Here is a 19,455-nt window from a genome sequence, read left to right as displayed (position 1 = left end):
GTCATACTCTTATGCTACGTTCTTTCCGGCCCTTCTGGCGCCTGCTGCTGGCCGCCGGCCTGCTCACCGCTTCGCTGCCCGCCTGCGAAACCACCAAGCGGGGCTTTCCGGAGCTGGGCTCGCCCGACGGCGAAACCGGCGAAGCCAGCCGCCGCCGCCGCGAGCCAACCAGCAAGCTGGTGGCCTCCGTCGGCGACCGGGGCCTGATCAAATACGAAATGCCCCGCGAGCAGCTGGCCCTGGCCTTCAGCCGGCAGTTCGGCGACGGCACCAGCATCGACAAAACTATGGTGCGCAAGGTGCAGGGTAAGCCTAAAGACCCCGCCATGTACTACCTGGTGGGCCTGGGGCTGCGCAACGGCATGTTCCGCGGCATGGCCCTGCCCCTGAACCTGACCACCGACAACGACCTGTACCTGAGCACCAGCGCCTCCCGCTACATCATCAACGGCGTGGGCTGCACGTTCTGCTTCTTCAATTTCGAGAACAACGACATTGTGGGCACGAGCTGCGAGGAAAACACCGGCGGCAGCAGCTGCGACCTGCGCGTGGAGGAAACCAACACCCTGCTTCTCAACCGCTAGTCATGCTGAGCCGCAAATGGATGCTGCGCCTAGCCCTCACTGGCCTGGCCCTACTGGTCACCACCGACCGGCGCCGCCGGCCAGCCGCCGCGCCACCCGCGCCGCCGGAGCCCGATCCGAAACCAGAATAAACCGCAAAGGCCCGCCTCACAAGGCGGGCCTTTTTTGTGGCCGGAAATCTGGTTAGGCTAACGGCGCTGGTCTTCCGTCTGCTCCACGAAGCGCGCAATGCGGCTGGTGAGCAAGTCCGGGTTCACCTTGTCCAGCGGGTGCGGGGTGTTGAAGATGATTTCGAAGGTAGCGCGGGGCATGAAGTCGGCGAAGTGGCGGGAGGCATCCACGCCGGCCGTTTTGTCCAGCTCGCCCACCAGCACCTGCACCGGCACTTCCAGCGCCGACAGGTTCTGGGGCGTGAGCAGCGGCACGTCGCCGAGGCCGCGCATGAGGCCGGCCGTGGCGGCCAGCAGCGCCGGCAGGGGAGTGGGGGCGTGCTGCTGCTCCAGCTGCGCGGCAAACTGCGGAATCTTTGCCCGCATCTTCTCCACGTCCAGAAACCGGGTTTCCAGCGCCGCCGTCGCCGGCGACCAGTCGAGCTTGGTGCCCAGCGTGGTGATGCTGCGGAACCGGTGCGGGGCCGCCACCGCCGCCGCCAGCGCCGCGTAGCCGCCCATGCTGTAGCCAAACACGTGCGCCGACTCCCAGCCCTGCGCATCCAGAAACCGGGTAACCTGCGCCGAGAAGTGGCGCATAGTAAAGGTCGACTCTTCCAACGGCTGCCCACCGTGGCCTGCGAAGCTGAAGGTGCGCACCGTGTAGTGCGCGGCCAGCTCGCGGGCCAAAGGGCGCAGCTGCTTTTCGCTGGCCAGCGCGCCGTGCAGCAGCAGAACCGGGTGTTTGAGTGGAGCCTGCATGGTTAGCGAACCACTTTTTCGGCCAGCTCCACCAGATCCAGCCCGTCGAACGTGCCCGACGACATCATCAGCAGGTTGGCTTCGTGCCAGTCCTGGGCGTGCAGGAAGGCGGCCAGCTCGCGGCTGTCGGTGAACACGCGCAGGTCGGGGCGCTGGAAGGCCTGCTGCACGGCTTCCGGCGGCAGCGCCGGCAGGCGCTTGTGCTCCAGCACGTGGGGGTTGAAGTACACCACGGCCACGTCGGGCGCGTCGAAAGTGTGGGCGTACTGCGACAGGAAGGCGGGGTTCAGCGAGCTGAAGGTGTGCAGCTCCAGGCAGGCCACCAGCTTGCGCTTCGGAAACTGCTTCTTGAAAGAGGTAGCGGTGGCTTTCAGCTTGCTGGGGGCGTGGGCGAAGTCCTTGTACACCACCGAGCCTGCGCCTTCCCGCACCAGCTCCAGCCGCCGCGCCGCGCCCTTAAACGAGCCCAGTGCCTCGTAGAAATCCTTGCCCTTGATGCCCAGGCACTTGCACACTTCCTTGGCCGCCGAGATGTTGCGCAGGTTATGCTCGCCGAACACCTGTACCGGCACTTCCTCGTCCTTCTTGTTGAGCAGGTAGGTTTTGCCGTCCCGGATAACGTTTTCGTGCGGGCCATAGCCCACGTAAGTCACGTCGGGGCTGCTGGGCACCGTCACGAGCTGCACCTGCTCGTCGTCGCGGTCATAGATAAGCGTGCCGGCCTTGGGCGTCATGTCGGCGAAGATCTTGAACTGCTCGCGGTAGATTTCCTCGGTCGGAAACACGTTGATATGGTCCCAGCTGATGCCGGAAATTACGCCGATGTGGTGCTGGTACAGGTGGAACTTGGGCCGCCGGTCAATCGGCGACGACAAATACTCGTCACCCTCGATGATGATGATGGGCGCGTCGTCGGTGAGCTGCACCATCAGGTCGAAGCCTTCCAGCTGGGCCCCCACGGCGTAGTCGAACTTACGGCCGTGGTAGCGCAGCACGTGCAGAATCAGCGACGTGATGCTGGTTTTGCCGTGCGAGCCGCCAATCACCACCCGCTGCTTGTCCTTGGACGCCTCGTAGATGAACTCCGGAAACGAGTACACCCGCAAACCCAGCTCCTGGGCGCGCAGCAGCTCGGGGTTGTCGGCGCGGGCGTGCATGCCCACAATCACGGCGTCGAGGTCGGCCGTCACCTTTTCCGGAAACCAGCCCTCGGCGGCAGGCAGCAGCCCGGCGGCAGCCAGCCGGCTTTTGGCGGGCTCAAATATCTCGTCGTCGGAGCCCGTGACGTAGGCGCCGCTTTTGTGCAGGGCCAGGGCCAGGTTGTGCATGATGCTGCCCCCGATGGCAATCAGGTGCAGGCGTTGGAGCGAAGAAGGAGTAGCGGCCATTTACAGAATAAGTAAGCAGGCCGCAAAGGTAGGCATGTAGCATAAGCTTTAGCTTGTGCCGGCTGGAGAGCTGTGAGCCGCAAGCCGCAAGCTTTTTCACCCCTGCCATTTTGCTTGCCGCTTGCCGCTTGCCGCTTACGGCTTGCCGCTCATCGGTAAAACGGCACTGGCGGAAGCGGATGCTACCCCTGTTCATTCTACGCAAAAGAAACCTTTTTGCCCAGCCCTCACTTGTGAAGCCCAGCCGTTAGCTTTGTGCCCCTTCCAGAAAAACGGGCCGCCCCGGAAGAAATTCTGGCCAGACCGGCCCAACCTGCTTACCTTGTAGTGCCCCCCTATTGATGAACGACCGGATGGATGACCGCCTGAAACTCTCGGCCTCGCGCGCCAAAGCCGCCTGGAGCAGCCGCCCCGCGCAGCTGCCCATGGGCGGGCCCGCGGGCAAGCTGCCGCCCCAGGCTCTGGAGCTGGAAGCCGCCGTGCTGGGCGCCCTCATGCTGGAAAAAGATGCCCTCACCACGGTTATCGACATCCTGAAGCCCCAAAGCTTCTATAAGGACGGCCACCAGCGCATCTTCAAGGCCATCCTGAACCTGTTCGATAAGTCAGAGCCGATTGATATTCTGACGGTTACGCACGAGCTGCGCGAGATGGGCGAGCTGGAGCCCGCCGGCGGCGCGCACTACGTAGCCAACCTCACGTTCAAGGTCAACTCGGCGGCCAACATCGAGTACCACTCCCGCATCATCACCGAAAACGCCATCAAGCGGGAGCTGATCAACATTGCCAGCACCATCCAGCGCGACGCCTTCGAGGACACCACCGACGTGTTCAACCTCCTCGACAGCACCGAGCAGGCACTGTTTGAGGTGTCGGAGTCGAACATTCGCAAGAACTTCGACGACATGCGCAGTCTGATGGGCAAGGCCATCAAGGAGCTGGAAGAAAAGAAGGACCAGAAGGACGGCCTCACCGGCGTGCCCTCCGGCTTCTCTGCCCTGGACCGCGTAACCTCCGGCTGGCAACCATCTGATTTAGTGATTATTGCGGCTAGGCCAGGTATGGGCAAAACGGCTTTCGTGGTTTCGGCCATGCGCAACGCGGCGGTGGAGTTCAAGAAGCCGGTAGCCATCTTCTCGCTGGAAATGTCCTCGCTGCAGCTGGTGAATCGTCTGATTTCGGCTGAGGCCGAGCTGGACTCCGAGAAGATCAAGAAGGGTAACCTCGCCGACCACGAGTGGGCCCAGCTCAACCACAAGATTTCCAGCCTGTCGTCGGCCCCGATATACATTGACGACACGCCGGGCCTGAGCATCCGGGAGCTGCGTACCAAGTGCCGCCGCCTCAAGGCCCACCACGATATTTCGATGATCATTATCGACTATCTGCAGCTGATGACCGGCAACACCGACGGCAAGGGCGCCGGCAACCGCGAACAGGAAATTGCCTCGATTTCGCGGGCGCTCAAAGGCATTGCTAAGGAGCTGAACGTGCCCGTGCTGGCCCTGTCGCAGCTCTCCCGCTCCGTGGAAACGCGCGGCGGCGACAAGAAGCCGCAGCTGAGTGACCTTCGCGAATCCGGCTCCATCGAGCAGGATGCCGACATGGTTATCTTCCTGTACCGCCCCGAGTACTACAAGATTACGGAGGACGAAATGGGCAACCCGACGCAGGGCACCGGCGAGGTTATCATTGCCAAGCACCGGAACGGCTCCCTGGAAACCGTGCAGCTCAAGTTCATCGGCAAGTTCACCAAGTTCGCTGACCTCGACGGCGCGGGCGGCTTCGGCGACGCCGGGGGCTTCAACCCCAGCGCCTTCCCGCCCAGTAGCTTCGACGAGCAGACCGGCTTCACGCCCAACACCATCCGGCTGGGCTCACGCCTCAACAACGACGGCCCGCCGCCGGCCCAGCCCTTCCCCCGCAGCAACTTCGACGACGGCCCGCCGCCGTTCTAACCCTTCGCTTCGAAAGCGTCAGTCGGCAACGGCTGACGCTTTTTTTGTGCCCCGGCCATACGGCGGCTTTTCCGTAAAATTGCCCGTATGAAAGACCTGCTGCGCCCCGACCTGACCTTCCGCCTCACCGGCCGCCTCTGGGTGGAATCCGCGGACGACCGGTTTATGGGCATCGGGCGGCTGGAGCTGCTGCGCCAGATTCAGCAGCACGGCTCCATCTCGAAGGCGGCGCAGGAAATGGGCATGTCGTACAAGCGGGCCTGGGATTTGGTATCGTCGCTGAACGCGCAGGCGGCCCGGCCGCTGGTGCTCACCCAAACCGGCGGCAAGCGCGGCGGTGGCACCGTGGTAACGCCCGAGGGCGAGGCTCTGATTGTAGAGTTTGAGGGCCTGCAGGGCCGGTTTCAGGCGTTTCTGGCCGCGGAGGCGGCGCGGCTGTTCTAGCGTCGGTTCCCGCAGAAGACGCAGAGGGTTGCGCAGAGGACCCAGAAGAACGACCTCCGCGTCCTTTGCGGGAAACCCGGGCGCGCCATATTCGTTATGTTTGGAAAAATATAACGAATGAAACACGTTACGCTCGCGCTTCTGCTGCTTCCGGTGCTGGCCCACGCCCAGGCCCCCGATACCACGCGGCTGGGGGAGGTGGTTGTGACGGCCTCGAAGGTGGAAGAAAGTATTCTACAGTCGCCGGTGACGGTGGAAAAGCTCAACGCCCGGCAGCTGCGGCTTACGCCCGCAGCCTCGTTTTTCGATGCCATTGAGCACCTGAAGGGCGTGCAGATGATTACGCCCAGCCTGGGGTTTCGGGTGCTCAACGCCCGGGGCTTCAGCAACACCACCAACGTGCGCTTCGCCCAGCTCGTGGACGGCATCGACAACCAGGCCCCGCACATTGGGGCACCTATCGGCAATCTGCTAGGGCCGAGTGATTTGGATATTCAGGCCGTGGAGCTGGTGCCGGGCACGGCCGCCGCGCTGTATGGGCTGAATGCCATCAACGGGCTGGCCAACTTCAGCACCCGTAACCCGTTCCGCAGCCCCGGCCTGAGCGTGCAACAGAAGGTGGGCGTCAACCACCTCAACGACCCGGCCACCGACGCGCACGCCTTTTCCGAAACCAGTGTGCGCTACGCCCAGGTGCTGGGGCCGAAGTGGGCGGTGAAGGTGAACGGCACCTACCTGCGCGGCTACGACTGGATTGCCCACGACCCGACCGACATCAACCCCAACGGCAACGCCACCACCGGTCTGCTGGGAGCCGATAACCCGGCCCGCGACCTGGTGAGTAGCTACGGCAATGAGTCGTCGAACCGCTCGAACCTCACGCTGGGGGGCAAAAGCTACCAGGTGGCCCGCACCGGCTACCGGGAGCAGGACGTGACCGACTACCAACTGCAAACCCTCAAGTACGACGCGGCCCTGCACTACAAGCTGACCGATAAGGCGGAGCTGGCCTACACCTACCGCGGGGCCAACTTCGACAACGTGTACCAGCGCAGCAACCGGTTCCGGCTCGACAACTACCACCTGCAGCAGCACGCCTTGCAGCTCACCGGCCCCGTGGTGCAGGCCCGCGCCTACTTCACCCAGGAAAACACCGGCCGCAGCTACAACCTGCGCAGCATGGCCGAAAACCTGGACCGCAGCTTCAAGCCCGATAACCTCTGGAACCAGGACTACACCGCCGCCTGGAACGCCGCCGCGCAGGCCGGCCAAACGGTGGCGCAGGCTCACGCCGCCGCCCGCGCCGCCGCCGATGCGGGTCGCCTGCAGCCCGGCACTCCCGAGTTTCAACAGCGCCTGCGGGAGCTGGCCGACATCAACAACTGGGACCAGGGCGCGGCTCTGCGCGTGCAGGCCGATTTGCTGCACCTGGAAGGCCAGCTGAACCTCAGCGAAGCTTTGCGCCGGGGCGGTAGCAAGGGGCTGCCCGCCTGGGCCGACGTGCTGCTGGGGCTCGACCACCGCACCTACTTCATCCGGCCCGACGGCAACTACTTCATCAACCCCGAAGCAGGGGAGGACCCGTTCAGCACGCTCACGTACGGCAAAACCGGGGGCTTCGTGCAGGCCGGGGCGCGGCTCTGGGAAGAGAAAATCCGCCTGACGGCCACCCTGCGGGCCGATAAGAACGATTATTTCACCACCCGCTTCAACCCCCGCCTCACGGCCGTGTACTCGCCCACTCAGCGCCACAACTTCCGGGTGAGCTACCAGAGCGGCTACCGGTTTCCGAGTTTGTTCGAGGGGTTTTCCAACGTGAACAGCGGGCAGGTGAAGCGCATTGGGGGGCTCCGGGTGATGTCGGACGGGGTGTTTGAGAACAGCTACTTGCGCAGCTCCATCGACGCGTTCAATGCGGCCGTCACGCGGGGCGTGAACACCGGCGGCCTCTCGCGCAGCCAGGCCATCAGCCAGAACCAGGGCCTGCTGCAGAAGAATCCCTACACCTACCTGCGGCCCGAGCACATCAAGTCCGTAGAGCTGGGCTACAAAGCCGCTCTGCTGCCCGGCGGCCGTCTGCTGGCCGATATGGAATTCTATTCCAACACTTACCGCGACTTTATTGCCCAGATGGAAGCCTACGTGCCCCTCAACGCCGCTGGTCAGCCCCTGCCCACTGGCTCCGACCTGAACGCCGTGGCCACCGCCCTGAGTGCCCGCGCCGGCCAGGCCCGCTACCGCCTCTGGACGAACTCCCGCAGCCGGGTGTACAACTACGGCGGCTCGCTGGGTTTGCGCTACGAGGTGGCCGGCGGCTACCTGGCCGGGGCCAGCACCACCTACGCCCGCCTGCGCCGCACCGAGTCGGGCGACGGGCTGGAGGATGGCTTCAACACGCCGCGCTGGGCCGCCAACGTGAGCCTGGGCAACGAAAACGTAGCCCACAACATCGGCTTTGGCCTCAACTACCACTGGCAGCAGCGCTACTACTCCCAAACCTTCCTGGTGACCGGCTACGTGCCCGCCTACGGCACCCTCGATGCCCAGCTCAGCTACCGCCTGCCCGAGCCTAACCTGCGCTTCAAACTAGGAGCCAGCAACCTGCTCAACCACTACTACGTGAGCTACCTCGGCGGCCCCGGCGTGGGCGCCCTCTACTACCTGCAACTGACGTATGGGCTGTGATTCGGGCCTGCAAGAACCTTGTCAGAACGATTCTACATCCTCTGCGGAAAAGCGCCTGAACCAGTGTCATGCAGCTGCCACAAGGTTATTCTCCGGTCCGCAGGCAGCGCTGGCTGCGGGCCGGGTGGGGGCGGGCCTGGAAAGCCAGAATTTGCGGGTCGTTGCGTTTCAATAAATATAAAGAAATATAGGCCTGCTGGAGTTTACCCCAATTCCGAATCGGCGGGATATTTAGATTAAATCTTGATAAATAGATAATCAGCTGAAAAATAAGGCATAGGTAAAGCCAGTGGCAAAGGATAGGATTTTGTACTGGAGAAATACGGTAGAAAGCATAACGCTGGCCCGGATGCCAGCGTAATGCTTTGAGGCTCCCCTATGGTTTCTGCCGGGGCAGGAGCACCCGCGTATCCACTCCATCACCACAACACCCTTTCTATGACCCAGCAACCGACCAACTCAGCGGCCAGTGCCGGCGGAGTGGCCGCGCCGCCACCTACCGGCCCGGTTAGCCTCACCATCAACGGTCAGCAGCACACGCTCCAGATTGCCCCCTGGACCACCCTGCTCGATGCCCTGCGCGAGTACCTACACCTGACCGGCACCAAAAAAGGCTGCGACCATGGCCAGTGTGGTGCCTGCACGGTGCTGGTGAACGGCAAGCGCGTGAATAGCTGCCTGACCCTGGCCGTGATGCACGACGACGACGACATCACCACCATCGAAGGTATGGGTACCCTGGAGGCCCTGCACCCGCTGCAGCAGGCCTTCGTCGACCACGACGCCTTCCAGTGCGGCTACTGCACCCCCGGCCAGATCTGCTCGGCTCAGGGCCTCATCAACGAAGGCAAAGCCCACACCGAAGACGAAATCCGGGAGCATATGAGTGGCAACCTCTGCCGCTGCGGCGCCTACGTAGGCATCCTCAACGCCGTGAAGGAAGTGGTGGATAAAAAGAGCTCAGAGCATAGAAGTTAGAGCTTAGAAAGTTCTGTTTCTGGTACGCCCTACCCATTCTACGCTCTAACTTCTCCCATCTAAGCTCTCTAAAATGAACTCATTTACCTACCACCGCGCGACGGCCGTTGAGGATGCCGTGCGGGACCAGGCCAGCCACGAAGGCTCGGCCTACATCGGGGGCGGCACCAACCTCATCGACCTGATGAAGGAAAGCGTGGAGCGCCCCACCCACCTCGTGAACGTGGCCAAGCTGCCGCTGGCCGCCATCGAAAGCCAGCCCGACGGCGGCCTGCGCCTGGGCGCCATGGCCACCAACGCCGACACGGCCTGGAACGAGGACGTGAAAAGCCGCTACCCGCTGCTCAACCAAGCCATTCTGGCCGGCGCCTCGCCCCAGCTGCGCAACGCGGCTACCAACGGCGGCAATCTCATGCAGCGCACCCGCTGCCTGTATTTCTATGATCTGGCCACGCCCTGCAACAAGCGTGAGCCGGGCACCGGCTGCTCGGCCGTCGGGGGCTTCAACCGCATTCATGCCATTCTGGGGGCCAGTGAGCACTGCATTGCCACCCACCCGTCGGATATGTGCGTGGCCCTGGCGGCGCTGGCTCCTACGGTGCGCGTGAGCGGGCCCAACGGCGAGCGGAGCATTGCCTTCGACGACTTCCACCGCCTGCCCGAAAACCAGCCCGAGAAAGACAACACCCTAGCCCCCGGCGAGTTGATCATCAGCCTCGACCTGCCGGAGAAAGGCTTTGAGAAAAACTTCAGCTACTTGAAGCTGCGCGACCGAAACAGCTACGCCTTCGCCCTGATTTCGGTGGCGGTAGGGCTGGAGCTGGAGGGCGGCACCATCAAGGATGCCCGCCTGGCGCTGGGCGGCGTGGCCCACAAGCCCTGGCGCGACCAGAAGGCCGAGGCCATGCTGAAAGGCCAGCCCGCCACCGAGGACACCTTCCGCCGCGTGGCGGCCCAGGTAGTAGCCGAGGCCAAAGGCCAGGGCTCCAACGACTTCAAGATTGCGCTGGCCCAGCGCGCCATCGTGCGGGCCCTGAAGCAGGCCGCCGACGGCTCACAGAAGGCTTCCGACGTATTTCAGAACTCCAATCCCTAACCCGCATGAGCACCACTAACTATATCGGCAAAGCCACCAGCCGCGTCGACGGGCCGGCCAAGGTGACGGGAACGGCCACCTACGCCGCCGAGTACCACCTGCCCAACATGGCGTATGCCTACGTGGTGAACAGCCCCATTGCCAAGGGCAAAATCACGAAGATCCACGCCGACGAGGTGCTGGCACTGCCCGGCGTTATCCAGGTGTTTTCGCACGAGAACGTGCCCTCCGTGGCCTGGCTCGACAAGAAGCACAAGGACCTGGTAGCGCCCGGCGGCTCGCCGTTCCGCGCGCTGCAGGAACCCGAAATTCAGTTCAGCCAGCAGCCGGTGGCCCTGATTGTGGCTGATACCTTCGAGCTGGCCCGCTACGCGGCCTCGGTGCTGCGCATCGAGTACGACGAAGAAAAGCACGAAACCAACCTCGAAACCCAGCGCGCCAAGGGCTACGAGCCGGGCAGCGGCAAAACCGGCTTCCAGCCGCCGCCACCGCCCCGCGGCAACCCCGACAAGGCCTGGGAGGCCGCCGAGCACCGCATGGAGGCCGAGTACGTGCACGGCACCCAGCACCACAACCCCATGGAGCTGTTCAGCACCACGGTGGAGTGGCGCGGCGAAGGTCAGATTACGGCCTACGACAAAACCCAGGGCGTTTTCAATGTGAAAAACTACCTGGTGGGCGTATTCGGCCTGAAGAAGGACGATGTGCGCGTGGTGAACGAGTACATGGGCGGCGGCTTCGGCTCAGGCCTGCGGCCGCAGTACTCGGTGTACCTGGCCGTGATGGCCTCGCTGGAGCTGCGCCGCTCGGTGCGCCTCACGCTCACGCGCCAGCAGATGTTCAGCTTCGGCCACCGGCCCCACGTGCTCCAGACCGTGAAGCTTGCCACCAACCCCGATGGCTCTTTGGCGGCCCTGCAGCACCACGCCCTCCACGAAACCTCGCACTTCGAGGACTACACCGAGAATGTGGTGAACTGGAGCGGCATGCTCTACCAGTGCGAGAATGTGAAGCTGGGCTACCAGCTGGCCAAGCTCGACGTGTTTACGCCCCTGGACATGCGGGCCCCTGGTGCCGCCTCGGGCAGCATTGCGCTGGAAATTGCCATGGACGAAATGGCCTATACCGCCGGCCTCGATCCGCTGGAGTTCCGCCTGCGCAACTACGCCGACCGTGACCAGAACGTGGATAAGCCATTCTCCAGCAAGAAGCTGCGCGAGTGCTACCACCAGGCGGCTGCCAAGTTTGGCTGGGAAAAGCGCAGCCAGGAGCCGCGCTCCATGCGCGAAGGCAAGATGCTGGTGGGCTGGGGCATGGCCGGCGGCGTCTGGGATGCCACCCAGCAGAAATCGGCTGCCAAGGCCTCCATCACGGCCGATGGCAAGCTGACGGTGATGAGCGGTTCCGGTGAAAACGGCGCCGGCACCTACACCATCATGACGCAGATTGCGGCCGAAACCATGGGCCTGCCCCTGGAGGCCGTATCCTTCAAGCTCGGCGACACCGACCAGCCCGAAGCCCCGCTGCAGGGCGGCTCCTGGACGGCGGCCTCCGTGGGCACGGCCATCCAGAGCGTGTGCCAGGACCTGGCCGGTAAAATCCTGAAGCTGGCCCAGAAGCAGGACGACTCGCCGCTCAAGGATGCCAAGTTCGAGGACGTGGAGTTCCTGAATGGCCAGATTCGCCTTCGCGCCGACCACAACCAGTCCGTGGTAATCCGCGACGTGCTGCAGGCCAGCGGCGAGGCCAAAGTGGAAGCCGATGGCTCCACGATGCCCAACATGCTCAAGCAGAAGCAGTACTCGCTGCACGCTCACAACGCCGTGTTTGTGGAAGTGAAGGTAGACGAGGACCTGGGCACGGTGCACGTCACGCGGGTGGTGAATGCCATTGCCGCCGGCCGCATCATTAACCTCAAAACGGCCCGCTCGCAGGTGTTGGGCTCGGTCGTGTGGGGCATCGGGGCGGCTCTGATGGAGGAAACCGTGATGGACCACAAGTTCGGGCGCTACATGAACCACAACTTTGCCGAGTACCACGTGCCCGTCAACGCCGACATTCACGACATCGACGTCATCTTCGTGGATGAGGAAGACGATGTGGTGAACCCGCTGGGCATCAAAGGCATCGGGGAAGTAGGCATGCTGGGGGTAGCCGCCGCCGTGGCCAACGCCATCCACCACGCCACCGGCAAGCGCGTCCGCGACCTGCCAATTACGATTGACAAGCTGCTGTAACGAAGTGTAGCATAGGCTTCAGCCTGTGCCGTCAGCCGCAAAAAAAAATGCCCCGCAACCATCTGGTTGCGGGGTGTTTTTTGTGTGAACTACAAGCTGCTGTAACCGCCGCCGCTTGCCGTAACGCAAACCGCCCCGTAACCGTGAGGTTGCGGGGCAGATTTGTGAGTGGAAAAAAATGTGTCTTGAGCACTCAGATGACAAGATTCATATCAATCTTGTATCCGCTACTTCTAAGCTCTTTAGTAAGACTTAGTTTCCAATCATTTGCCATTGATATGTAAACTACACCAGAAATGTCATTAGGGGTCTCAATATTTCCTTTTACCAAAGCACATACATTATTTCTGCCTATTTTACCAATTAAAAAACCATGCTCAAAAACGACATTTTGACGTGCCCTAGATTGAAGATTTTCTGCATCTTCTTTACTTGCTCCAACATCGCAAGGTGTATATAATACTATGCCGAATCCTACATTAGAATGAGCTTCGATTTTCTCTATAATTGTTCTTCCAGAGCTTGCTTGCTCATGAAGAATTATTGGGTTTAGCCCTAATTTCTCTATAAATCGTGCGGTTTCAATTTTGGCTAATTCATCATGGCCATGTACTATGAAAACCTTGTTTAGGTCAGCTGTTGCATTTATAGAAATCGACTCTTTCTTATCTGCTGACTCGGATGATGATTTTATTAATTTGACTTTTTGATGTAAGTTCTCAAGATTATTTACTTTGCTTTCAATTTTTGCAATTTGTCCTTGCAAAATTTGATTTTCAGTTGGCGGTGGAGCCCCAATACTTCGAATTCGCATGCCGCTCCATTCACCCGCATTATCATACGAGTGCCTATATTCGTTGTACGGAATGTTGAATGATTGCTTCAATAATTCCAGATTATAATCGTTCCATGACGAAAAAAAGGTATACAGTGTTTTTGGGTAATTTTGATCATTTTTATTATCCAATATATCTCTTGCTGTTTTGATTCTTTCTTGAAGCTCTTGCGAAAAATGTTCCTTTGATTTAATGAGCACTGTAACCTCATTTTGTTCTGATTGATTATTTCTCTTTGTTGCCATTTAATCTGTGAATTTAAGTTGCTATTTATTGCAAGGGCAATATAGTCCTCTTTGTATAAAATTTCTGTAAAAGCTAAAACTTACAATAATTTTAAACTGCCCGCCTTCCCCGCCACAACGCCCACAGCCCCAGCGCCGGGCCGATGGCCAGGGGCAGCAGCAGTAGCTGAGGCGGCAGGCGCGGGGCCAGCCAGCCGGTGAGCTGCACGCTCCCGATGGTGAGGGCAAACCCCAGGCAGTTGACGATGGTCAGGGCCGCGCCGCGCGATTCGGCGGGGGCGTGCCGGGCCACCAGGGTGGAGAACATGGGCGAATCGGCCACCACCACCAGCCCCCAGAACGCCAGAAACGCCACCAGCCCCACCGCCGAGCCCCCGCCCAGCACCAGCCCCGAAGCCACACAGCACGCCCCCGACAGCGCCAGCGCCGTGGTGGCTACCCGGCTGGGCCCCAGCCGCCGGGCCAGCAGCCCCGCGCCCACGCAGGCCAGGCTGCCCCCGCCAATAATGCCGAACGAGAGCAGCGGCACCGGCAGCGCCGCCGCCGGGTGCCGCGCCTGAAACGCCGCCAGCACCACCGGCACAAACGCCCAGAACGCGTACAGCTCCCACATGTGCCCGAAGTAGCCCAGCGCCGCCGCCCGAAACTGCGGCTGCCGGAACCCCGCCAGAAATGCCGTGAGCCGGGGCCGCTGCCCGGGGCGGCGGAAAGGGCCATCGGGCACCAGCAGCAGCAGCGCCACCCCGCCCAGCACCGCCAGCGCCGAGGTAGCGCCCGTGACATAGTACCACGGCAAGTGCCCCGTAACGCTACGTAGCAAGTGCGGAAACGCCGTGCCCAGCACCAGCGCCCCCACCAGCCACCCCAGGGAGCGGCCCAGGCCTTCCTGGTAGTAGTCGGCGGCTATTTTCATGCCCACCGGGTAGATGCCGGCCAGGAAAAAGCCCGTCAGGAAGCGGCAGGCCAGCAGCCCTTCGGCCCCGAGGCCGCTCAGGTGCACGCCCAGGTTGGCGGTGGCCGCCGCCAGCGCACTCACAAAGAACACCCGCGAGGGTGAAAACCGGTCGGCGAGGGCCAGCAGCGCAAACAGCAGCGTGCCGCTGATAAAGCCCAACTGCACGGCGCTGGTGAGCGAGGCCACGAAGCCGGCCGGCAGCTGAAACCGCGCCGCCAGCTCGGGCGCCACGGCATTGCCGGCAAACCACAGCGAGGTGCAGCAGAACTGCGCCCCCACAATGGTGGGAAGAGTACGGGACATGGGAGCGAGAGAGTAGGTGGGAGAGCCGCGAAAGTACCCAAATCGGCCGGTTGGCCCCGCCGCCGCGTTTCTTATCCTACATCAAGGCCCCGTCGTTTCGGGCCGGGTACCTTTGGTGTGTAGAAGCAGTTCAGCATGAAGGGCTAAATAACCGCCCAAACGGTGTAGAGACGCGTATTCGCGTCTTGTCGTTGAACAACTGGAACCGCTCATCATTGAACGACCGGAACCGCTCGGTATGATACGGCTGGTATCGGCCAGCTCCGGAACGACTGAAACCGACCAGAACTAACAACATCAGCAACGACTAGACGCGAATACGCGTCTCTACATCGTGCATCAACTCTCGGTATGAACTCCCTGCAAGACCTTCACAACACCGCCCGCGGATTCCAGACCACCGCCAAAATGCCCGTGCTGTTCGTGGGCCACGGCTCGCCGATGAACGCGCTGGCCGATAACGCCTTCACCCGCACGCTGCACCAGCTGGGGCTTGATATCCGGAACCGGCAGCCGCCGCGGGCGGTGCTGGTGGTGTCGGCGCACTGGCTCACGCGCGGCACCTTCGTGGCCGTGAACGAGCGGCCCGAAACCATCCACGACTTCGGCGGCTTTCCGCAGGAGTTGTTTGCTATGCAGTACCCCGCGCCCGGCGCCCCCGACGTGGCCCAGGAGGTGCTGGCCGCCCTGCCCGATGCCCACCCCACCGACGAGTGGGGCCTCGACCACGGCACCTGGACGGTGCTGCACCACATGTTTCCGGAGGCCCACATTCCGGTGTTCCAGCTCAGCATCGACTATCACCAGCCCCTGACTTACCACGCCGAGCTGGCCCGGCAACTGCAGTTTCTGCGCCGCCGTGGCGTGCTGATTCTGGGCAGCGGTAACATCGTGCACAACCTGCGCCAGAGCATGCCCAAGCTCATGGCCGACGACCCCACGCCCTACGCCTGGGCCTCGGAGTTCGACGAGTGGGCCAAACGCAAAATCGACCAGCGCGACCTGCTGGCCCTGGCCCACTACCAGCAGGCCGGCGCCAGCGGCCCCCTCGCCGTGCCCACCCCCGACCACTACATCCCGCTGCTCTACAGCCTGGCCCTGGCCGAACCCGACGACGACATCCGCCACGCCTACGAAGCCGTGGAATACGGCGGCCTAAGCATGCGCACGTTTGTGGTGGGAGGGTAGTAGCGCGAACTTTGGGCTGAAAACAGAACGTCATGCCTCATCTGGCGTCCGCTTGCCGAAGCATCTCGCGTGCTGACGTTGCTTCACTAGCCCAGGGTTTAAACCCTGGGCTACGGAGCGGTTGACGTTGCAATGCTATTCACGCGTCAGCACGCGAGATGCTTCGGCAAGCGGACACCAGATGAGGCATGACGTTCTTTCGTTGGCGTTCTTCAGGCCCCAGGCAACGCCCGGGCTGCGGGCGGCGTCTGTCGGAGCACAGGTTTTCTACCTTGTCCTCCCTATGCGCCAACTCCTCCCGCTGCTGCTCAGCCTGACCGCCGCCACGGCCGCTACCGCCCAGACGCCCGCCGCCCCCTACCGCGCCGCCGAGCTCAAAGTCAACGACCTGGTGCATACCCGGCTGGATCTGCGCTTCGACTACGCCAAGCGTTACGCCTACGGGCAGGCCTGGGTGACGCTGAAGCCCCACGGCTACGCCACCGACTCTTTGCGACTCGATGCCAAGGGGATGGATATTAAGCAGGTGAGTTTGTTGCAGAACGGTGCCCCGCAGCCGCTGAAGTACGCCTACAACAAGCAGCAGCTCCTGATCTGGCTGGGGCGGGTGGTGCCGGCGGGGGAGGCCTATACCATCTACATTGAGTACACGGCTAAGCCCGACGAGCTGGGGGCCAAGGGCAGTGAGGCCATCGGCGACGCCAAGGGCCTGTACTTCATCAATCCCGACAGCGCCGTGGCGGGCAAGCCGGTGCAGATCTGGACCCAGGGCGAGACGGAATCCAACTCGGCCTGGTTTCCCACCATCGACAAGCCCAACCAGAAATCCACCTCCGAAATCAGCCTGACGGTACCCGCCAAGTACGTCACGCTCAGCAACGGCGCGCTCGTCAGCCAGCAGCCGGCCGGCGCGGGCTTGCGCCGCGACACCTGGAAGATGGACCAGCCGCACGCGCCCTACCTGTTCATGCTGGCCGTCGGCGACTTCCGCAAAACCACCGATACCTGGCGCGGCAAGGAAGTCAGCTACTACCTGGAGCCGCAGTACGCCGGGCAGGCCCGGGCCATTTTCGGCAAGACGCCGCGCATGCTGGAGTTCTTTTCCGAGCGGCTCGGGGTGGAGTATCCGTGGAACAAGTACGCCCAGGTGGTGGTGCGTGACTACGTGGCCGGGGCCATGGAAAACACCTCGGCCTCGCTGTTCGGCCCCCAGGCCCAGGGGTCGGCCCGCGAGCTGCTCGATTGGGAATATGCCGGTGTGGAGCGGGAAGTGGCCCACGAGCTGTTCCACCACTGGTTCGGCGACTACGTGACGGCCGAAAGCTGGAGCAACCTGACCGTTAATGAGAGCTTCGCCAACTTCTCGGAGGTGCTCTGGGCCGAGCACGAGTACGGCCCCGACGCCGGCGCGGCCCAGGCCTACCGCAGTCTGCGCACCTACCTCAGTGACCCCACCAACCATACCAAGTCCCTGGCCCGATACCAGTACGCCGACAAGGAGGACCTGTTCGATAACGTAAGCTACCAGAAGGGCGGCAGCATCCTGAACATGCTGCGCACCTACCTGGGCGAGGCGGTTTTCCTCAACGGCCTGAAAACCTACCTGACCCAGAACGCCTTCGGGACTGGGGAGCCGCACCAGCTGCGGCTGGCCCTGGAGCAGGCGTCGGGGCAGGATCTGAACTGGTTTTTCGACCAGTGGTACTACCGCGCCGGCCACCCCGTCGTCAGTATCGACTACGCCTACGACGCCGCCCGCCGGGAGCAAACCGTGACCATCAAGCAAACCCAGTCCGGCCCAACGTATCAGCTGCCGATGGCGGTGGATGTGTACGTGAATGGCAAACCCCTGCGTCATCAAGTAAGGATGACTCAGGCCACCGAAACCTTCCGCTTCCCGGCCGCCAGCAAGCCGGAGTTGGTGAATGTGGACGCCGACAAGGTGCTGCTCTGGCAGAAAACCGACAACAAGCCCCTTTCCGAGTACGCCGCCCAGCTCCGGCTCGCCCCGCGCTACCTCGACCGGCGCGAAGCCCTGGCTGCCGCCCAGATCCAGTTCAAAGCCCAGCCCACCGACGCGCTGGCCCGCCAGCTGCTGACGGCCGGCCTCACCGACAAGTCGCCGGTGCTGCGCCAGTTCGCCATCGAAGCCCTCGACCTGCAGAACGCCGCCCAGCGCAAAGCCGCCGCACCGGCCCTGGCCCGGCTGGCCGCCACCGATACTGTGGTGGTGGTGCGGGCCGCCGCCCTCACGGCCCTGGGCGCATTGAAGGACAAGGAGTACCTGCCGCTGTTCACGAAAGCCCTTGAAAACCCTTCGTACCGGGTGCAGGGCGCGGCCCTGGTGGGGCTGCTGCCATTGCGGCCGGAGCTGGCTTTGGCCCGCGCTGCCGCCTTCGAGGCCGACAACAAAGGCGCCCTTACCGTGGCGATGGTGCAGGTGTACGGCCAAGCCGGCAGCCCTGCCCAATGGTCCCTGATGCGCACCAAATACGACGCTGCCAACCCACCCAGCCGCTTCAGTCTGCTGGCCAGCGTCGGCAGCATGATGGGCCGCACCGATGATGCCACGGCCCTCACCGAAGGCATCACCCGCATCAAAGACCTGACGGTGCGCTACAAACCCTACGTCGATTCCGCCCGCCTCATCGGCCTGCTCCGCCAGATTCAGCAGCAGCAGGCCACGCGCCCCAACGCCGCCCTGGCCGCGCAGCAGGTAACCGCCGCCGTAGCCGAAATCGAAGCCGCGAAGTAGAGACGCGTATTCGCGTCTCGTCGTTGAACGACCGGCCCCGCGCCGCCACCCAAGCAGCGGCAAGCCGTAAATCGACCGATGTAGAGACGAGACATTTCGCGTCTCGTCGTTGCTGACGTTGTTAGGCTGCATACTTCCGGACCGTTCAACGGTGAGACGCGAAGTGTCGCGTCTCTACATCGTTTCGGAACCCTGAATATGCTTTACTGCTTCGGCGCCTTCCCACGGATATGTTTGTGCTCCGAAAAAGGGAAGATGTATTTTTTCTCCCGTTGGTTTCAAGCAGTAGAAATTATCGGCGCTGATGGATTATGCGTCCCAGCTTGGTTGGGCAAACAACCGATTGATACGAGGCTGTATTACCCAGATGCCCACGGGGAAAAACCACAATAGAAAGAACTCGCCTACGAATTCGCTGAAGCTGGCCGGACGCTGCAACTCCACACTTTTCAGGGTCTTTGCCACAAAGTAAAGGCCGTAGAAAATACCGGCCATGGAAAGCAAATGCAGTGGTAGCAGCACGAACGCAAAAGCCGGATTCATAGAGCCTTGGTTGGATACCCAGGCCAATACGGCTAGTATGGCGGCTATATACAGCGCCGGAGCCAGTAAACTAACCTTTAGAAGTTTGCTGGATACAGAAACATGGCTTGGCAGCAGCGACGGGAGTTTAGTGCCCAGAGCCCATAGCCAGCTAAAGATTCCCAAAGCAAACATGCCTGTCGATACAATAAAGCAGCCCAGAAAAAAGGGCAGCGAGACAGGTTTCAACAGCAGTCCTACATTACCGGCAAGAGCCACCAGCATGGGCAAGCCAAACGTAATAGTAAATAGCAGCCAGGGCTTCAGGCGGAGTAAAAATGACATACGGACACAGTGGAGATGGTGAGCC

The 19,455-nt window shown here is 62.1% G+C and carries 15 protein-coding genes; 10 read left to right on the top strand and 5 right to left on the bottom strand.

Features of this window, described 5'->3' with window-relative positions:
• Window positions 1-11: 11 nt before the first annotated feature.
• Complete coding sequence (locus O3303_RS07730) at window positions 12-584, top strand: hypothetical protein (RefSeq protein ID WP_269561487.1); 573 nt, start codon at window positions 12-14, stop codon at window positions 582-584.
• 2 nt (window positions 585-586) lie between these two features.
• On the top strand, window positions 587-715 hold the full coding sequence (locus O3303_RS07725; protein ID WP_269561486.1) for a hypothetical protein: 129 nt from the start codon (window positions 587-589) through the stop codon (window positions 713-715).
• A gap of 57 nt (window positions 716-772) precedes the next feature.
• Here O3303_RS07725 and O3303_RS07720 read toward each other — a convergent pair whose 3' ends face one another.
• Complete coding sequence (locus tag O3303_RS07720; protein WP_269561485.1) at window positions 773-1,495, bottom strand: alpha/beta fold hydrolase; 723 nt, start codon at window positions 1,493-1,495, stop codon at window positions 773-775.
• Between the two features lie 2 nt (window positions 1,496-1,497).
• The gene (locus tag O3303_RS07715) at window positions 1,498-2,883 is read right to left on the bottom strand and encodes a UDP-N-acetylmuramate--L-alanine ligase (protein WP_269561484.1); all 1,386 of its coding nucleotides are present in this window, start codon (window positions 2,881-2,883) and stop codon (window positions 1,498-1,500) included.
• 425 nt (window positions 2,884-3,308) lie between these two features.
• Between O3303_RS07715 and dnaB the strand changes: the two genes are divergently transcribed.
• The 6 genes from dnaB to O3303_RS07685 all read left to right on the top strand — a co-directional run bounded on the left by dnaB (window position 3,309) and on the right by O3303_RS07685 (window position 12,281).
• The gene (dnaB, locus tag O3303_RS07710) at window positions 3,309-4,841 is read left to right on the top strand and encodes a replicative DNA helicase (protein WP_269561888.1); all 1,533 of its coding nucleotides are present in this window, start codon (window positions 3,309-3,311) and stop codon (window positions 4,839-4,841) included.
• 87 nt (window positions 4,842-4,928) lie between these two features.
• Window positions 4,929-5,285, top strand: a complete 357-nt coding sequence (locus O3303_RS07705) for a winged helix-turn-helix domain-containing protein (RefSeq protein WP_269561483.1) — start codon at window positions 4,929-4,931, stop codon at window positions 5,283-5,285.
• Between the two features lie 117 nt (window positions 5,286-5,402).
• Window positions 5,403-7,970, top strand: coding sequence for a TonB-dependent receptor (locus tag O3303_RS07700; protein ID WP_269561482.1), 2,568 nt, complete (start codon window positions 5,403-5,405; stop codon window positions 7,968-7,970).
• A 438-nt stretch (window positions 7,971-8,408) separates the two neighbouring features.
• Window positions 8,409-8,948, top strand: coding sequence for a (2Fe-2S)-binding protein (locus tag O3303_RS07695; protein ID WP_269561481.1), 540 nt, complete (start codon window positions 8,409-8,411; stop codon window positions 8,946-8,948).
• 73 nt (window positions 8,949-9,021) lie between these two features.
• Window positions 9,022-10,044, top strand: a complete 1,023-nt coding sequence (locus O3303_RS07690) for an FAD binding domain-containing protein (RefSeq protein WP_269561480.1) — start codon at window positions 9,022-9,024, stop codon at window positions 10,042-10,044.
• A gap of 5 nt (window positions 10,045-10,049) precedes the next feature.
• Window positions 10,050-12,281 (top strand): xanthine dehydrogenase family protein molybdopterin-binding subunit, encoded by a 2,232-nt coding sequence (locus O3303_RS07685; protein WP_269561479.1) that lies wholly within the window; start codon window positions 10,050-10,052, stop codon window positions 12,279-12,281.
• A 193-nt stretch (window positions 12,282-12,474) separates the two neighbouring features.
• Here the strand turns inward: O3303_RS07685 and O3303_RS07680 are convergent, their stop codons facing one another.
• Both O3303_RS07680 and O3303_RS07675 read right to left on the bottom strand, forming a co-directional pair.
• Window positions 12,475-13,362, bottom strand: coding sequence for a nucleotide-binding protein (locus O3303_RS07680; protein WP_269561478.1), 888 nt, complete (start codon window positions 13,360-13,362; stop codon window positions 12,475-12,477).
• A 91-nt stretch (window positions 13,363-13,453) separates the two neighbouring features.
• Window positions 13,454-14,620 carry an MFS transporter gene (locus O3303_RS07675; RefSeq protein ID WP_269561477.1) on the bottom strand — a complete coding sequence of 389 codons (1,167 nt, stop codon included), beginning with the start codon at window positions 14,618-14,620 and terminating at the stop codon, window positions 13,454-13,456.
• A 351-nt stretch (window positions 14,621-14,971) separates the two neighbouring features.
• Here O3303_RS07675 and ygiD point away from each other — a divergent pair, with 351 nt between their 5' ends.
• Both ygiD and O3303_RS07665 read left to right on the top strand, forming a co-directional pair.
• A complete protein-coding gene (gene ygiD / locus O3303_RS07670) occupies window positions 14,972-15,808 on the top strand; it encodes a 4,5-DOPA-extradiol-dioxygenase (RefSeq protein WP_269561476.1) in 837 nt (278 codons plus the stop codon).
• Between the two features lie 283 nt (window positions 15,809-16,091).
• Window positions 16,092-18,563 carry a M1 family metallopeptidase gene (locus tag O3303_RS07665; RefSeq protein ID WP_269561475.1) on the top strand — a complete coding sequence of 824 codons (2,472 nt, stop codon included), beginning with the start codon at window positions 16,092-16,094 and terminating at the stop codon, window positions 18,561-18,563.
• 309 nt (window positions 18,564-18,872) lie between these two features.
• Here O3303_RS07665 and O3303_RS07660 read toward each other — a convergent pair whose 3' ends face one another.
• A complete protein-coding gene (locus tag O3303_RS07660) occupies window positions 18,873-19,430 on the bottom strand; it encodes a hypothetical protein (RefSeq protein WP_269561474.1) in 558 nt (185 codons plus the stop codon).
• Window positions 19,431-19,455: the final 25 nt, after the last annotated feature.

This window comes from Hymenobacter canadensis (assembly GCF_027359925.1).
GTDB lineage: Bacteria > Bacteroidota > Bacteroidia > Cytophagales > Hymenobacteraceae > Hymenobacter > Hymenobacter canadensis.
The sequence above is the reverse complement of the archived record's forward strand: the minus strand, read 5'-3'. Positions and strand labels throughout refer to the sequence as shown.

Bases quoted from the DNA above. Each gene is read 5' to 3' on its own strand.
- O3303_RS07660 (WP_269561474.1), bottom strand. From the start codon at position 19,430: ATGTCATTTTTACTCCGCCTGAAGCCCTGGCTGCTATTTACTATTACG.
- O3303_RS07720 (WP_269561485.1), bottom strand. From the start codon at position 1,495: ATGCAGGCTCCACTCAAACACCCGGTTCTGCTGCTGCACGGCGCGCTG.
- O3303_RS07680 (WP_269561478.1), bottom strand. From the start codon at position 13,362: ATGGCAACAAAGAGAAATAATCAATCAGAACAAAATGAGGTTACAGTG.
- O3303_RS07705 (WP_269561483.1), top strand. From the start codon at position 4,929: ATGAAAGACCTGCTGCGCCCCGACCTGACCTTCCGCCTCACCGGCCGC.
- O3303_RS07695 (WP_269561481.1), top strand. From the start codon at position 8,409: ATGACCCAGCAACCGACCAACTCAGCGGCCAGTGCCGGCGGAGTGGCC.
- O3303_RS07715 (WP_269561484.1), bottom strand. From the start codon at position 2,883: ATGGCCGCTACTCCTTCTTCGCTCCAACGCCTGCACCTGATTGCCATC.
- O3303_RS07690 (WP_269561480.1), top strand. From the start codon at position 9,022: ATGAACTCATTTACCTACCACCGCGCGACGGCCGTTGAGGATGCCGTG.
- O3303_RS07685 (WP_269561479.1), top strand. From the start codon at position 10,050: ATGAGCACCACTAACTATATCGGCAAAGCCACCAGCCGCGTCGACGGG.
- dnaB (WP_269561888.1), top strand. From the start codon at position 3,309: ATGGGCGGGCCCGCGGGCAAGCTGCCGCCCCAGGCTCTGGAGCTGGAA.
- O3303_RS07675 (WP_269561477.1), bottom strand. From the start codon at position 14,620: ATGTCCCGTACTCTTCCCACCATTGTGGGGGCGCAGTTCTGCTGCACC.
- O3303_RS07730 (WP_269561487.1), top strand. From the start codon at position 12: ATGCTACGTTCTTTCCGGCCCTTCTGGCGCCTGCTGCTGGCCGCCGGC.
- O3303_RS07665 (WP_269561475.1), top strand. From the start codon at position 16,092: ATGCGCCAACTCCTCCCGCTGCTGCTCAGCCTGACCGCCGCCACGGCC.
- O3303_RS07725 (WP_269561486.1), top strand. From the start codon at position 587: ATGCTGAGCCGCAAATGGATGCTGCGCCTAGCCCTCACTGGCCTGGCC.
- O3303_RS07700 (WP_269561482.1), top strand. From the start codon at position 5,403: ATGAAACACGTTACGCTCGCGCTTCTGCTGCTTCCGGTGCTGGCCCAC.
- ygiD (WP_269561476.1), top strand. From the start codon at position 14,972: ATGAACTCCCTGCAAGACCTTCACAACACCGCCCGCGGATTCCAGACC.